This window comes from Pseudomonas sp. 21LCFQ02 (genome assembly GCF_024129895.2).
Classification (GTDB): domain Bacteria; phylum Pseudomonadota; class Gammaproteobacteria; order Pseudomonadales; family Pseudomonadaceae; genus Aquipseudomonas.
The window spans coordinates 4,470,553-4,485,575 of sequence record NZ_CM178749.1; the positions used below are offsets into that span (position 1 = coordinate 4,470,553).

The following is a 15,023-nucleotide window of genomic DNA, read 5'->3' on the forward strand; positions in this document are numbered from 1 at the left end:
CGAAAACGCGGCTGATTTTCGAGGGGATGAGAAATACCGCGGCAGGTTGAGGTTGTTCCCCTACCCCGGCCGGCCAGCAGGCGCCAAACGTAACAGGCTCCCATTCGGACCATCGGTCAATACATAAATCAGGCCGTCAGGGCCTACTTTTACATCGCGCACCCGCTCGTTGCGATCTGACAGCAACAGTTGCTGGCCGACGATTTTGCCCTGCTCGCGAATCACCCGCCTGAGCGAGCGTTCCTTGAGGGCGGGCACCAGCATGTCGCCTTGCCATTCGGGGAAGGCGTCGCCGCGATAGATCGCCAGGCCCGCCGGAGCGATTGACGGCGTCCAGACCAGCACCGGGTCCTCAAAGCCTGGCAACTGGCGAAAAGGCGAAACGCTGGCAAAGGGGTAGTCGATGCCACGGGTCACCAGCGGCCAGCCATAGTTACCGGCCGGCACCACACGATTGATTTCATCACCGCCGCGCGGGCCGTGTTCGGTTACATACAGCTCATTGTTGGCGGGGTCCACAGCGATGCCTTGCGCATTGCGATGCCCCAGGCTGTAGACCTGCGGTGCGGCACCGGGCCGGTTAACCAACGGGTTGTCGGACGGCACTCTGCCGTCGCGATCCAGCCTGACCACCGTGCCCAGGTGGTTGCCAGGATTCTGCGCTTCTTCGCGCCGAGTGTTGCCGTCGCCCACCGTCAGCACCAGCGTCCCGTCCGCCAGAAACGCTATTCTGCCGCCGTTGTTGCCCAGGCCAGGTTTGGGGCTGGAACTGAATAGGACCCGGATGTCTTCAAGCCGGTTGTCTACCAGGCGAGCGCGCACCAGCCGGGTGCCGTTGGCATCGGGCTCGCCATAACCCATCGACAGAAATAGCGTCTGGTTGCGTTCGAAGTCGGGGTCCACCGCCACTTCCATCAAGCCGATGATCCCGCCGCTATGCAGCACTGGCGGTACATCATTCATGGCAACCGGCTGCACGACGCCTTTAACGGCCACAGACAACAGACGCCCGCCCATTTCGGTGACCAGCAGCCGACCATCAGGCAGCACTGCCACTGACCAGGGTCTATTCAGGCCACTGGCAACGGTTTGTACTTGCAGGTGGTCCGCAGGCAGCAAGGGCGGCCGGGGATCGGCAGGCGGCAGCATGGCAATAAAAGAGCTTGTCGGGATCGCCAGGCAGGCAAACACCAGTGCAGCGTACTGCCACTGTGGGGCCGGCCTGTTAGCGGCGCGTCGGGTTAGCCAGTGAAAGACTGCGGCGCCCAATACGCCGGTCAGTGTCATGAGCGCATAGCCCGACAGGCTTCGGGTGCCGGCCAAAGCCGGCATCGGAATCACCGAGCGCATCAGCCAGAACGCAGTGCCCATGCCCACCACCGCGGCAATCATCAGCAGCGGCAACCTGGCCGTCGCTGACACACGCCTGGCCAGCCAATGCGCGCATGACAAGGCGGGCAGCAATACCAAAAATGCCATGACCACCGAGACAGGCCCGTAACGTGCGAGGTCTTCGGCGGCGGTGAGCCAGCGCAGGCTTGCCGCGACCGGTGCACCCAGTTGCATCACCTCTGTGAGGACGATCTGAGTCTGTACCAGCGAGGCAGCAGCGCCAGTGGCCAGTGCCGCGATCAGTAAGGCGGACAGGTTACGGAGAAACGGGGTCATCGGTACGTCCTTGCTTCTGCCAAAGCGAGTCTGTGCTGTGTGACAGCGCGGCGCCGAGACGGCGGCTGATCGACTACACCACCGCTCGAAGGTAGCCCTTGATCACCTGCAACGGTGGCTCCAGCGAGTCAAGTGTCTGCGCCGCATGAAACTCGGTGGATACACGCTGCAGCTCACGTCCGAGCGGCTTTTCAGCTCCGCCCATGGCGTCAAGGGCCAGCAGCAGGCACTCGTTGATCTTGTGCTGGATCATCGCCACATCGCCTCTGGCGATCAAGAGTTCGAAGATGTCCCGCTGATAGTCACTCATCATCAGGTCATCGCGCAGAATCGGGCTTTGATCTTCCGTTTCGTAAGCCAGCTTGTGGCAAAAAAGAGCGACGGTTTCCAGTGCCGACTTCATGAGCCAGGTCCTTGGGAAAATTTTCTTGAGTTGGAGTAGACGCTTGAAGATCTTAACGGCCAGTTACATTGACTTGACCGACACGACTTCCACATAGCGAAATTTCTTGCGCGCAGCCTTGGTGGCCTCTTGTTCAGCCAGCAGCGTGCTCAGCGTATCGGCTTCGTGAGTGATCTCGTGCATTTCTCCTTCAAACTCATTGCCCACCCGCAGTATTACCCGCATGCGAGGCGTGAACGCTTTGGCAGCCTTCTTCCTCGGGGCGGGCGCTGGCGGCTTGGCGAGCACGACCTCTGGGGCCGGTTGTGGTGCAACGGGGGCGTTGAGGTGCTCAGCGGGGGCAGGAGCACCAAACAATGCCAGGCGCATTTCTTCTTCAGTCAGATCAGGGGTCATGCATTCTCTCGGAGGGGGCCGTAGTCAGCTGGGGAGATTCTACCAGCATGTCTGGTTGCATCGGTTAGCGATGAGTTGCTATGGGGCTACGCTGCTGATTTCGGCACTGCCCGGATCAGTGGCAAACTGGCTGCCACACCACTGCCCAAGGACCATCATGGACAACCTGCCGCCCTTGCGCGCCCTACAAGTCTTCGACACGCTCGGCCGGTGCGGCAGCATTGCCGAAGCGGCGAAACGACTGGGTATTTCCGCTGGCGCGGTGAGTCAGCAAATGAGGCTTCTGGAAGATACGCTTGGTATTACCCTACTGGTCAAGGAAGGCAAACGTAACCGCCTGACCGCCGCAGGAAGTCGCTTTCATGAGCAGTGCTCTGATGCATTCGAGCGCCTGCGCATTGCCCATGCGGAAGTTGTATTGTCGCGCGACACCAGCCATTTGCGCGTCAGCGCCCTGCCCTCATTGATGTCCAGATGGCTGGCGCCGCTGGTCTTCGAATGGCAGCAAGCGAACCAGGCCGTCAATGTCTACCTCGATGGCAGCCATGCCGAGCCGCTGGCCAACGGTTACGAGATCGACTTTCGCGTCACTTATAGTGATCGGGCCATTGATGCCGAGAACAGCATCGAGCTGTTGCGCGACTGCGTAGTACCGGTCTGCAGCCCGGAACTGTTGGGCGGTGACAGGTCAAGCCTGCAGCCAAATGAGTTGCTGAACTATCCGCTGCTTGCCATCGACTGGCTGCCCAAGTTCGCCTCGCCACCGTCCTGGCGAGACTGGTTCGAAAGCACCGGGGTTGACCTGGCCCGTTTGCAGGATGCTCGCCGGGTCTTCTCGCTTTCAGCCATGGCCATCGAAGCAGCGCTTGCAGGCCAAGGCTTTGTTCTGGCGCAGTACTCCATGGTCGCCAACGACCTGGAGGCCGGCCGCCTGCTCATGCCTGTCAGGCATGCCCTGCCGCTGCCGGCCGCCTATTACCTGACCTGGACCAAAAGCGCTTTCGACAAAGAGCATTGCCGCCGATTCCACCGCTGGCTATTGGCTCGTGGCAAAGAGCAGAGTCATGGCATTGAGGCATTGCTGGCTGCAAGCTCCAGCGTCGTTGTTTCGTGAGCGCGCGGCTCAGCCCAGATCCACGACCACTGAGCCCAGCGGGCGTGAACAGCACAGCAGCATCGCACCTTGGGCTGGCGGCTCAAGAGGCTCTTCGAAGTACTCCACCTGCCCTTGTCTCAGACCCACCTGGCATGTGCCGCATATCCCGGCCCGGCAATTGAATACCGGGGCCAGGCCGGCTTGCTCGGCGAGATCCAGCAACGAGTGACAGTCAGGGTTCCAGGCGATGCTGATCCCGGAGGGCAAAAACTTCACGGTTGATTCCTGTGCGGCTGAATCATCGACGTGTAGCGGCGTTGCAGGCTCGGCCACTGTCGGCTGGGACAGGTGTTGCTGCTCATCGCGCAGAACCGTCGCCGGCCCAAAGAACTCGTAGTGAATGCGCTCTGCGCTTATTCCCAGCTCACGCAACAGTCGCCAGTTGGCCTGCATGAATTGCGGCGGTCCACAGAGGTAGACCTCGTATTGACATCCTCCCCGGCCTGAAGGCCAGAGATTCCTACGGCGCTCAGGCGCGGCACCGAGCCGCCCCCGAGTCGCTTCGGTGGGTTCCTGCTGCTGGCGCCATGACCTCTGCGTTCACTTCACAGGCTAACCGGGCGTGTCCCGCCCTTAGTACATTGATCGCCCCGACCACATCGGCGTTGCCTTCGAAACCACATCCCACGCACCTGAACAGCGCTTGCGTCTGGCGGTTGGCCGCCGACACATGGCCGCAACAGGGGCACGTGCGGCTGGTATTTTGCGGCGGCACGGCAATCAGCCAGCCGCCGCGCCACGCCAGCTTGTAGTCCAGTTGGCGGCGTAACTCGAACCAGCCCTGATCGAGGATGGCCCTGTTCAGGCCAGACTTGGCCCGAACGTTTCTTCCCGGTGCCTCGGCCGTGCCTGCCGCCGACCTGGACATATTGCGTACCTGCAAGTCCTCGATACACACCATCGCGTGGTTTTGGCTGATCGTGGTGGAGCACTTGTGCAGGTAGTCGCGGCGGGCATTGCCGATTCGGGAATGAATGCGCTGGACGCGGGCTTTCGCCTTCTTCCAGTTGCGGCTGAATCTGACCTTGCGGCTCATCGCCTGCTGTGCTTTGCACAGCGCGGTTTCATGGCGTTTGAAGCTGTTCAATGGTGCGTAGAACGAGCCATCCGAAAGCGTGGCGAACCGGGCAATGCCCATGTCGATGCCGACTGCCGCCCCCTGTGCCGTGGGCTGCTCATCGATCTCGCGTTCGGTCTGGATGCTTACGAACCACTTGCCACACGACTGGCTCACGGTGATGTTCTTCACAGTACCCAGCGTCTCGCGGCTGTTGCGGTAGCGCAACCAGCCCAGCTTTGGCAGAAACAGGCGGCTGTTGGTCTGGTCGAGCTTGATCTGTTTCGGGTCGGGATAACGCAAGCTGTTGTTCTGACCCTTCTTCTTGAACCGGGGAAAGTCGGCTCGCTTGGCGAAGAAGTTGGTGTAGGCCCGCTCCAGATCCTTGAGGCTCTGTTGCAACGGGTGAACAGGCGCATCGGCCAGCCATGCGGTTTGCGGGCTATTGCGCCACTCGGTCAGCAACTTGCACAGCCCCGCATAGCCGAGCTTGTTCTCGCCTTGCTCGTGGCGCTGCTTCTGCAACGCCAGCGCCTTGTTGAAGACGAAGCGACAGGAGCCCGCAAAGCGGCGCATTTGCCGCTCCTGCCGGCCGTCTGGCATGAGTTCGTACTTGAAGGCTTGAAGTCGTTGCATGCTGCTCTTGAGCCATGAGCAATGAAGACGACATTAGGCGCGGACGGCACGGTGTTTTCAAGGTGCATGCCCATGGGGTCTTTGTAACGAAATACCGCCGTATAAGGGCATCTGTGTCGCCATGTTACTTCGCATCATCCTGTGGCGGTGCATCCATCGAACAGCAGCAGCCACCCACGGCAACCAGGGACGGCTACGCCGTCCGCGCTATCCTTCCCCGCCCTGAACGGCGGGGAAGGATAGCGCCCCGATAGTCATCCAGCGGCAACAACGCCTGCAAGGTCTGGCGGCCGATCAATCCCTGGCTGTGGTTCCCGGGGTCGCCTGACAGGCTGTAGTTGCGTATCACGCTGACGCCTTCGTGGTCGGCCAGACGAAGGGTCAGAAATTGGCCCGGAATGAAAACCGCAGCGGCGCCCTGTTCGACGGGTTGCAAACCAAACGAGGTGATGACCGCACTTTCCTGCGTTTTGGCAACAACCCGGTAACCCCTGAATCCCTTGGATTGTTCCATCTCAGCCCCCCACTGCGCTGACCACAGGTGGCTGATGCGTAATCAAGCCGTTGTCCTGTTCCTGGGCAATCAGCCTGGCCAGATTGCGGCGAAACCGTAGCGGCCCAGCATCACTGGCCAGGTCAATGTTCGGGCTGCGCTTGTTGGTCATGCCCTGGTGAACAGCCGTCAGAACCACTCGGTCTTCGGCAAAGGCATGCCGCACATCCTCATCAAACTGCCGCGAGACCTCGGCATTGTCGGTATCGAAGTTGCGCACCTGAAACCAGTAATAACGGGTGTTCGCCTCGTCGATCGGGGTCATGAAATTATAGGAGTTCATCAGAAATACCTGCTCATGCAGGACGCCGTCATCAGTCCCGGTTCCTGCCGGCGTGAACACCGCCTTGATAATGGCCTGCGACGGATAGCGGACTTCATAGTGCTGCTTGCGATCACAGTTGCCGCTGAATTTGACGAACTTGGCGTAGAACGGCGCGACCTCGACATCACGCATCCAGCGCGACACGATCACCCCGTCATCAGTGACCGTGGTTTTGAGCGGCTCGCTGGCGCAGGCAGCGTTGCCGAACGAACTCTGATGCACCCAGGCAACATGCGCAGGATCAAGCAGGTTGTCAGTCACGTATAGATAGTTGCACGACACCACCATGCTATCGCCGCGGTTGAGCCCCCATTGCGGATCGCCCCATTCCGGCACGTCGCAGATCTTCGCCTGGTCGGCCTGCTCGATATCGCCCATCCAGATCCAGATCAGCCCGTAGCGCAGCGCCAGCGGGTAGCTGTGAACCCGCGCACCTTTGGGAATGTGCGTGCTGCCGGGCGCCTTTACGCAACTGCCAGAGCAGTCGAAGGTCAGGCCGTGGTAGCCGCACTCAAGCTGGTCCCCGATGCGCCGGCCCATGGACAACGGCAACTTGCGGTGCGGGCAGGCATCTTCAAGGGCGACGGGAGTGCCATCGCTCTTGCGATACAGCACCACCGGTTCGCCCAGAATGGTCAGTGCCAGCAATTGCTCGCCCAGCTCCGTTTCGCTGGCCGCTACATACCAGGCATTACGCAGAAACATGGATAAGCCCTCATCTTTACGGTTATGGCAACTGCCACCCTATCAGTAGATGAGCGTTAAAAAATTAAGGGATGCTTTAGTTTTTCTAAAGCTTTTTTGCCCTGTGGCCGAGCGATTGTCCAAGGTGTTTGAGGCAATGGTTGACTGATTTTTTAGCCTGTAGGTCGCCTTGGACTTTTCGAACACCCACAACAATCAAGGCGCGCGCGGTCCGGTGGTATGCCCCGGTGGGAGCGACCTTGGTCGCGAAGGCGGCGCTGAGACCCACCGCGATGTGCTGATTTTTCCGGCCCTTTCGCGAGCCAGCTCGCTCCTGCAATTTAAACGTGCCCATAAGCCTCGGGCCTGGCTTCAGTACATGCCAATCGACCTACACGATAGATTTTAAAGTCCAGCAATACCGCGCCGATGCCTACAAGGATATTCACAATGTGTAGGTGAACGATGAGCAATGTATTTTCCAGGCAACTCTGTATCGGGTTGGCTGTTGGTCTCTGCACCGTGTTTTCTGTGTCTCCGGCATTCGCGTTGTCAGACGGCTGTGCGGCTGTTAACGATTTATCGGGCGCCACCTCATTGTCACTTGCTAAAAATAGATACCCGGCATCGGATTTTTTAGCTGGAGATACTCTGACCTTAACGTTCACTGACAGTGGACAAGCCCACGGCGGGGACCCGGTGAATGCCGACAGCGTCAGTCTTGCCCGCTACAATTTTTCCGGTTTCCAGACGTACAACGCTGCCCACACCAACAGCAGCACACCGCATCAGATCACTATTAGCGTTCCGGCTGGCAGTCTGGAGGCTAATGGCCTTGTGGTACGGGCCAGTACGTCTCACGGTCAGATCAGCAATCTGGTGTTCAACTGCCAGCGCACACGGAATTTCGATTAGCGTGTCATCAATCACACCGGGCTGATAACGCCTGGCGGCAAACTGTTCATAACACGCTTGGCGCTGTAGCAGGGTCACCAAAGCGCCCAAGCGGTTTGTTTGACGAGAATAAATGATCAGCGAACCGGCGGACCGTACTGCAGGCCGCCCTGGGTCCATAGCGCATTGAGTCCACGCTTGATTTTAAGCTCACTGCCCTGCCCCAGGCTTCGCTCGAATGACTCGCCGTAGTTACCCACCTGGGCAACGATTTTCACCACCCAGTCATTCGGCAAATTCAAATCCTTGCCCAGTGCCCCTTCGACGCCCAGCAGGCGCGCCACGTCAGGGTTCTTGGTGGTCCTGGCCAGTTCATTGACATTCTTCGAAGTGACACCCAGCTCCTCGGCGTTCAGCCAGGCAATCTGGGTCCAGCGCACGACCGAGTACCACTCTTCGTCACCACGCCGCACAGCGGTGGTCAGCGGCTCTTTGGAGATGACTTCAGGCAGGACCACGAAATCATCAGGCGCAGCGAGTTTCAGACGCTGACCATAGAGCTGTGACTGGTCGGCAGTGAGTACATCGCAGCGCCCGGACTCCAGGGCTTTAAACGACTCATCGGAGGTGTCGAAAGAGATGGGCGTGTATTTCAAGCCGTTGGCGCGGAAGTAATCAGCCAGATTGAGTTCCGTCACAGTGCCGGCCTGAATACAGAAGGTCGCGCCATCCAGCTCCTTGGCACTTTTTACGCCGAGCTTCTTGTGGACCAGAAAACCCTGGCCATCGTAGTAAGCCACGCCGGCAAACAGGATGCCCATCGAGCCGTCCCGCGAGGATGTCCAGGTGGTGCTGCGCGACAGCATGTCCACCTCACCCGATTGCAAGGCCGTAAAACGCTCCTTGGCCGTCAACTGGGTGTACTTGACCTTGTTTGCATCACCAAACACCGCCGCCGCCACGGCCCGGCATACATCCACATCAAAACCCTGGAAGTTGCCTTTGCTGTCAGCGGCAGAAAAACCGGGCAGCCCGTCACTGATACCACACTGCACAAAGCCCTTTTTCTTGATGTTGTCCAGAGTGACGCCCGCCATGGCGTCCAGCGACAATATCGACAGCAGGCCAATACCTGCCAGTGACGAAGCGCGTTTCAAGATCTTGTAGTGTTTTTTTCATTTTTAGTGCCCTGTTTGAAAACAGCATGATGCTTCCAGCCCGGCGCTAAACCACCCGGCAGATAGAAACCCAAACTCATTTGCAGCGGCAGAAAACAATAGACAGGCTGTTATGGCCCGAAGACAACATTACGAACGGACAATGAATGTGGCATCTGTGGCCCTATTATTATTTTCAGCAACACGTGTTACTTAACGGCCCGTCCTGCATCCAGCGTCGTTAGTTGTCCGACCGGACAAACAACGGGCTGAATAACGGACCTGCTAAAACCCTAGCGTTAGTTGAATCAGATAAAAAGCGAATAATTCTTCAGGGGTACATAAGCAGGGCTTACCGATTGGTGCTCATTGGAACGCCTGGGCGTGTTCCTTGAGGCAGCGGATGAACACCTGCAGTGCCGGGCTTTTCTTTTCGCCGCGCCGGTAGGCGATGGAAATCCGCCGGCGAATCTCCGGAACCAGCCGGCAGACCCGTACCCCTTGCATATCGAAGCGGGAGCGCAGCCCAGGAACGATCGCAATGGCGCAGCCCTCGCGAATCAGCGCACTGGTAACCTCGTAACCTTTGCAGCGGGCCATGATCTTGGGGCTGTAGCCCGAGCGCTGGCAGGCATCGGTGAGCATCCGCGTATAGGTCGACGAGGCGGTGTCCATGACCCAGAGTTCGTGTTCAAGATCCGCCCAGGTCACCTGCTCCAGCCCGGCCAGCCGATGGTCCGGCGACATCATCACGTCGAACACGTCTTCGATCAGCGGGGTAATCTCGATACCGGGGTCCAGCAAGCCGGCAGGCACGTTCAAATCGTCGATTATCGCGATGTCGGTTTGCCAGCTGCGCAGGGCATTCATCCCCTCTTCCGGCTCCATCTCCTCGAACAGCACTTCAAGCATCGGATAGCTTGCGTGCAGCCGCTTGATCGCTTTGGGCATCAGGGCTGCCGCTACCGAAGGAAAAGCCGCTACCCGGATATCGCCAGCAACGACTTTCTTCAACTCGGCCATGTCAGCCCGCGCCGATTCAAGCTCTTCGAAAATCCGGTTGGCCGTTTCGACCAACTTCCTGCCGGCGATGGTCAGTTCCACACCGCGCCCGCGCCGCTCAATAAGATCGATACTTAATTCTTGTTCAAGCATCGAGATTTGTTGCGAAACCGCTGAGGGCGAAACATGCAGGGCTTCGGCCACGGCGGCCATGGTCTTACGCACGGCCAGTTCGCGAAGTGCACCCAGTTTGTTGATGTCCATGAACCTTCCACCCTGTCAGATACAGGCAGCAGATCATTAAGTTCTGCTTATGTATCACTGAAATATTATTCGCTTTTTTTGATTATGCACCGCTTGTAGGCTGGAAAACACCCCGATCCTTTAAACAAAAAAGGTGCCGCCGTAATGACCCATTCCTACTTCAATGACACTCTCGCCAAACGCGATCCACTGGTATTCAAAGCTCTGGCCGATGAAAAAAAACGCCAGCAGGGCCAGATCGAACTGATCGCTTCCGAGAACTCGGTCAGCCTGGCTTCGCTTGAAGCGCTGGGTTCGGTGATTACCAACAAGACCGTCGAAGGCTACCCAGGCAAGCGTTTCCACGGCGGCGCCGAGTTTGCCGACGTTATCGAGCAGGCCGCGATCGACCGTGCCAAGCAGTTGTTCGACGTGGGCTATGTGAATGTCCAGCCGCACTCGGGTACTCAGGCCAACCAGGCGGTATTTTTTGCCCTGCTGCAACCGGGTGATGTGGTGCTGAGCCTGGATCTGGCATCCGGCGGTCACCTGAGCCACGGCGCCAAGCCTAACCAGTCGGGCCGTTGGTTCAGCATTGTGTCGTACGGTGTGGACCGTGAAAGCGGCCGCATTGACTACGACAACGTCGAAGCCCTGGCGCTGGAGCACAAGCCCAAACTGATCATCTGCGGCGGTTCTTCATATCCACGGGAAATCGATTTTGCCCGTATGCGCCAGATTGCCGACAAGGCAGGCGCGACCTATCTGGTCGACATGGCCCACTTCGCCGGTCTGGTGGCGGCCGGTGTGCACCCTTCGCCAATTCCGCATGCCGACATCGTCACCTGCACCACCACCAAGACCCTGCGCGGTGCGCGTGGCGGGCTGGTGATGACCAATCGCGAAGACCTGTTCAAGAAGATCCAGCCGGCCGTGTTCCCAGGTGTACAGGGCAGCGCCCACCTGGCGACCATCGCAGGCAAGGCGGTCTGCCTGGGGGAAGCCTTGACGGATGAGTTCAAGACCTACGGCGCCAACGTCAAGGCCAATGCCCGGCTGTTGGCTGAGGTGCTGCAAAAACGCGGCGTGCGCATTGTCAGCGGCGGCACCGATACCCATGTGGTGCTGGTCGATGTTTCTTCCAAGGACCTGACTGGCCAGGCCGCTCAGGATGCGCTGTCGAGCATCAACATCACCTCCAACAAGAACCCGATCCCGTTCGACAGTGCCAAACCATCGGAGTGGAAAGGCCTGCGCCTTGGCTCTTCCGCCGGCACCACTCGCGGTTTTGGTGCCAAGGAGTTCGAAGCCATCGGCCATTTGATCGCCGACATTTTCGAGGCCCAAAGTGCCGACGAAGCCACCCGCGCAGCGCTGATCGAAAAGAGCAAACAGGTAGTGACCGGCCTGTGCGCCGAGTTCCCTATCTACCCTTGAGCATCACTTGGCGGGCCAGGTGCCTTCTGGCCCGCAAATACTTCAAGTCGCAGGAATACAACAATGACAATCCAGCTTCCCAATGATCCGGCACGCGACGATGTGCTGGCTGGCCGTCCAGCGCTGTGGCTCAACCCGGACCTGACAGCCGATGGTATCGCTCAGGCACAGCTGCCGGTGCGTGCCAGTCAGGTCAAGGATGCCGAGGCCAACTGGCGACTGTTGGCGCCGCTGCTGCAACACTGTTTTCCCGATCTGGCCCAGGCCCAGGGCCGTATTCAATCGCAGTTGATCGAAGCCAAAGACTTGCGCGCTGCAATCGGCTACTCAGCCGCCAAGTACGGCCGGCTGTTCGTCAAGGCCGATGGCGACCTGCCGGTGGCCGGCTCGATCAAGGCCCGTGGCGGCGTGTATGAAGTGTTCATGCACGCCAAAAAGATGGCCGAACAGCGTGGGATTCTCACGCCGGGCGGCGACATCACCGTATTGGCCGGCGAGCAGGCCCGCCACCTGTTCGCGCAGCACACGATTGCCGTAGGCAGCACCGGTAACCTGGGCCTGAGCGTCGGTATAGCCGCCAGGGCCCTGGGTTTTCGCGCCGTGGTGCACATGTCGGCAGACGCCAAGCAGTGGAAGGTTGAACGCCTGACCCGGCTGGGCGTGGAAGTGGTTCAGCACCAGGCGGACTACACCACCGCGGTGGAGCACGCCCGCATTGATGCCGAGGCCGACCCGAGCATCTACTTCGTCGACGACGAGCGCTCGCAAGTGCTGTTTTTCGGCTATAGCGCTGCGGCCAGTGAACTGGCCGCTCAACTGCAGGCAGCCGGTGTGAGCGTTGATGCTGAACACCCGCTTTTCATCTACCTGCCTTGTGGCATCGGTGGTGCACCCGGTGGCGTGGCTTACGGGCTGAAAGCGATCTTCGGCGACGCCGCCCACCCGTTTTTCGTCGAGCCAGTGCAGTCGCCTTGCGCGCTGGTGCACATGATGAGCGGCTCCAAGGAATTGGTGTCGGTCTATGACGTGGGCCTGACCAACAAGACCGAAGCGGACGGCATGGCCGTGGCACGTATGTCCGAGTTTGTTGCTCAGGTGATGAAACCGCTGTTGTCCGGTGTGTTCACCGTGGCCGATGACGATCTGTTTCGCTGGCTGTGGCAGGCCCAGACCACCCAGGGCATTCGCCTTGAGCCATCGGCCACCGCCGGTTTTGCGGGGCCGGCCTTCATTGTCGACAGCGAACAGGGCCGTGCCTACCAGCACGCTCATGGCCTTGGCGACAGACTGGCCCAAGCCACCCACGTGATCTGGACCACTGGCGGTGCCTTTGTGCCTGAAGCGCAATTCGGGCAGTTCATGGCGCACGGCGCCTCGCTGGTCGCAGCCAGTTGAGAGTAGGAGCGCCAGAGCCCGCGCAGACAAGCGCCGCCACACGCCTGGCGGTTGCGGTTTGACGCCGCCAATACCCCACGCCCAGTTTCAGAGGTAATAGCGCCATGAACACAGCACTCCTGGCAGAGCGCATAGACGGGAAAGGGTTTGCAGCCACCCTTGTCAATCAACTCACCGATGAGGTGAATGACATCAAGGCAGCTACCGGACTGACCCCAGGCCTTGCGGTCGTGCTGGTCGGTGAAGACCCGGCCAGTTCGGTCTACGTAAGTGCCAAACACCGCCAGACCCTGGCAATCGGTATGCAGTCTTTCGTGCACAGATTGCCTGCCGATACGGCCCAGGCAGACCTGATGACGCTGCTTGACGCGCTCAATGCGGCCAGTGAAGTCAACGGCATTCTGGTCCAGTTGCCATTGCCTGCGCATCTGGACACGCATGCCGTGATCAATGCCATTGACCCCGACAAAGATGTCGATGGCTTCCATATCCTCAATGCCGGTCGCCTGGCGACCGGGCAGGACGCTCTGGTGCCTTGCACCCCGTTGGGTTGCCTGATGATGCTCAAGGATCGGCTGGGCAACCTGGAGGGCCTCAATGCCGTGGTGGTCGGCAAGTCCAACATTGTCGGCAAACCCATGGCCCAGTTGCTGATGGCCGAGAACTGCACCGTGTCAGTGGCTCACTCCAAGAGCCGGGACGTGCCTGCGCTGTGCCGTAGCGCCGATATTCTGGTGGTCGCGGCAGGTTGTCCGGAGCTGGTCAAGGGGGACTGGATCAAGCCCGGCGCAGTGGTCATCGATGTGGGCATCAACCGTATCGAGCGCGATGGGCGTTCAAGAATCGTCGGTGATGTCGCCTTCGACGAAGCCGGCCACGCGGCCGCCATCACGCCGGTGCCTGGCGGTGTCGGACCGATGACCATCGCTTGCCTGCTGGCCAATACGGTCACTGCGTTCAAACGCCAACATCATCACGTAACAACAAAGGCCGTCGTTGCCGTTTAAGGTGATTTCAGATGAACACGATCAAAAACAATTACGTACTTTGCGTTACCTGCCCGTCGATCCGCGGCGTGACGGCGGACCTCACTGCTTTTCTGTCGAGCCGCGGCTGCAACATTCGCGACAGCGCCCAGTTCGACGACGAAAGCACCAACCGTTATTTCATGCGCCTGACTTTCCGCTCCGAAGAAGGTCGCTCGTTGCAGGATCTGGAGAAGGAATTTCAGCCGCTGGTTGAGAAGTACAAGATGCACCACGAATTCTTCGATGAGCGCACCAAGCGCAAAGTCATTCTCATGGTCTCGCGCTTCGGCCACTGCCTGAACGACCTGTTGTACCGCTGGGGCATCGGTGCACTGCCAATCGACATTGTCGGGGTGATCTCCAATCACCTGGACTTCCAGAAAGTCGTCGAAGGTCATGGCATTCCCTATCACCACATCAAGGTGACCCCGCAAAACAAGGCCCAGGCCGAAGCCGAGCAGATGCGCATCGTGCGGGAAACCGGGGCGGAACTGATCGTGCTGGCGCGCTACATGCAGATCCTTTCGGATCAGATGTGCCAGCAGATGTCAGGGCGCATCATCAATATCCACCACTCGTTCCTGCCTTCGTTCAAAGGTGCAAGCCCGTACAAGCAGGCGTTTGACCGTGGTGTGAAGCTGATTGGCGCCACCTCGCATTTCGTCACTGCCGACCTTGATGAAGGGCCGATCATCGAGCAGGACATCGTACGTATCAACCATGCGATGAGCCCTGACGATTACGTCTCACTGGGCCGCGACGTTGAGAGCCAGGTGCTGGCCCGGGCTATTCACGCCTACGTGCATGGCCGGGTATTTCTGAACCGGAACAAGACCATCGTGTTTGCGCCTTCGGCTGACTCCTACAGCGCTGAGCACATCGGCTGATAGCCCCTTTCAAACCTCCCGGCTGCCGCTGGCAGCGCTACACCCTCTGTGCCTGGGGCCCCGTTGCCAACGGCCCGGTGTGGATCCCGGCTGCCTGCAATC

Annotated in this window: 15 protein-coding genes; 6 read left to right on the forward strand and 9 right to left on the reverse strand. The window is 59.4% G+C overall.

The window, feature by feature from the left end:
• Positions 1 to 60: 60 nt before the first annotated feature.
• The 3 genes from NJC40_RS20345 to NJC40_RS20355 all read right to left on the reverse strand — a co-directional run bounded on the left by NJC40_RS20345 (position 61) and on the right by NJC40_RS20355 (position 2,467).
• The gene (locus NJC40_RS20345; RefSeq protein ID WP_253141220.1) at positions 61 to 1,668 is read right to left on the reverse strand and encodes a PQQ-dependent sugar dehydrogenase; all 1,608 of its coding nucleotides are present in this window, start codon (positions 1,666 to 1,668) and stop codon (positions 61 to 63) included.
• A gap of 73 nt (positions 1,669 to 1,741) precedes the next feature.
• Positions 1,742 to 2,071: a hypothetical protein gene (locus NJC40_RS20350; protein WP_045491255.1), complete on the reverse strand. Its 330-nt coding sequence runs from the start codon at positions 2,069 to 2,071 to the stop codon at positions 1,742 to 1,744.
• Positions 2,072 to 2,134: 63 nt separating this feature from the next.
• Positions 2,135 to 2,467: a hypothetical protein gene (locus NJC40_RS20355; RefSeq protein ID WP_253141221.1), complete on the reverse strand. Its 333-nt coding sequence runs from the start codon at positions 2,465 to 2,467 to the stop codon at positions 2,135 to 2,137.
• A gap of 157 nt (positions 2,468 to 2,624) precedes the next feature.
• Here NJC40_RS20355 and NJC40_RS20360 point away from each other — a divergent pair, with 157 nt between their 5' ends.
• Positions 2,625 to 3,581: a LysR substrate-binding domain-containing protein gene (locus NJC40_RS20360; RefSeq protein WP_253141222.1), complete on the forward strand. Its 957-nt coding sequence runs from the start codon at positions 2,625 to 2,627 to the stop codon at positions 3,579 to 3,581.
• A 9-nt stretch (positions 3,582 to 3,590) separates the two neighbouring features.
• Here the strand turns inward: NJC40_RS20360 and NJC40_RS20365 are convergent, their stop codons facing one another.
• From NJC40_RS20365 to NJC40_RS20380, 4 genes are all read right to left on the reverse strand, one after another.
• Positions 3,591 to 4,016: a 2Fe-2S iron-sulfur cluster-binding protein gene (locus NJC40_RS20365; RefSeq protein ID WP_253141223.1), complete on the reverse strand. Its 426-nt coding sequence runs from the start codon at positions 4,014 to 4,016 to the stop codon at positions 3,591 to 3,593.
• 76 nt (positions 4,017 to 4,092) lie between these two features.
• On the reverse strand, positions 4,093 to 5,316 hold the full coding sequence (locus NJC40_RS20370) for an RNA-guided endonuclease InsQ/TnpB family protein (protein ID WP_253141224.1): 1,224 nt from the start codon (positions 5,314 to 5,316) through the stop codon (positions 4,093 to 4,095).
• A gap of 193 nt (positions 5,317 to 5,509) precedes the next feature.
• Positions 5,510 to 5,830, reverse strand: coding sequence for a hypothetical protein (locus tag NJC40_RS20375; RefSeq protein WP_253141366.1), 321 nt, complete (start codon positions 5,828 to 5,830; stop codon positions 5,510 to 5,512).
• A gap of 1 nt (position 5,831) precedes the next feature.
• On the reverse strand, positions 5,832 to 6,899 hold the full coding sequence (locus tag NJC40_RS20380; protein ID WP_253117998.1) for an aromatic ring-hydroxylating dioxygenase subunit alpha: 1,068 nt from the start codon (positions 6,897 to 6,899) through the stop codon (positions 5,832 to 5,834).
• Positions 6,900 to 7,343: 444 nt separating this feature from the next.
• Between NJC40_RS20380 and NJC40_RS20385 the strand changes: the two genes are divergently transcribed.
• Entirely contained in the window at positions 7,344 to 7,793 is a 450-nt protein-coding gene (locus NJC40_RS20385) for a hypothetical protein (RefSeq protein WP_253141225.1), read from the forward strand.
• Positions 7,794 to 7,909: 116 nt separating this feature from the next.
• On the opposite strand, the gene NJC40_RS20390 is transcribed toward NJC40_RS20385, so the two are convergent.
• Positions 7,910 to 8,932 (reverse strand): amino acid ABC transporter substrate-binding protein, encoded by a 1,023-nt coding sequence (locus NJC40_RS20390; protein WP_253141365.1) that lies wholly within the window; start codon positions 8,930 to 8,932, stop codon positions 7,910 to 7,912.
• Positions 8,933 to 9,295: 363 nt separating this feature from the next.
• Positions 9,296 to 10,195 (reverse strand): LysR family transcriptional regulator, encoded by a 900-nt coding sequence (locus NJC40_RS20395; RefSeq protein ID WP_253141227.1) that lies wholly within the window; start codon positions 10,193 to 10,195, stop codon positions 9,296 to 9,298.
• Between the two features lie 144 nt (positions 10,196 to 10,339).
• Here NJC40_RS20395 and glyA point away from each other — a divergent pair, with 144 nt between their 5' ends.
• From glyA to purU, 4 genes are all read left to right on the forward strand, one after another.
• Positions 10,340 to 11,611 carry a serine hydroxymethyltransferase gene (gene glyA, locus NJC40_RS20400; protein ID WP_253141228.1) on the forward strand — a complete coding sequence of 424 codons (1,272 nt, stop codon included), beginning with the start codon at positions 10,340 to 10,342 and terminating at the stop codon, positions 11,609 to 11,611.
• A 63-nt stretch (positions 11,612 to 11,674) separates the two neighbouring features.
• Positions 11,675 to 13,006 carry a D-serine ammonia-lyase gene (dsdA, locus tag NJC40_RS20405; protein WP_253141230.1) on the forward strand — a complete coding sequence of 444 codons (1,332 nt, stop codon included), beginning with the start codon at positions 11,675 to 11,677 and terminating at the stop codon, positions 13,004 to 13,006.
• A 104-nt stretch (positions 13,007 to 13,110) separates the two neighbouring features.
• A complete protein-coding gene (folD, locus tag NJC40_RS20410; RefSeq protein ID WP_045491284.1) occupies positions 13,111 to 14,013 on the forward strand; it encodes a bifunctional methylenetetrahydrofolate dehydrogenase/methenyltetrahydrofolate cyclohydrolase FolD in 903 nt (300 codons plus the stop codon).
• 11 nt (positions 14,014 to 14,024) lie between these two features.
• Positions 14,025 to 14,921 (forward strand): formyltetrahydrofolate deformylase, encoded by an 897-nt coding sequence (gene purU / locus NJC40_RS20415; protein ID WP_045491287.1) that lies wholly within the window; start codon positions 14,025 to 14,027, stop codon positions 14,919 to 14,921.
• Positions 14,922 to 15,023: the final 102 nt, after the last annotated feature.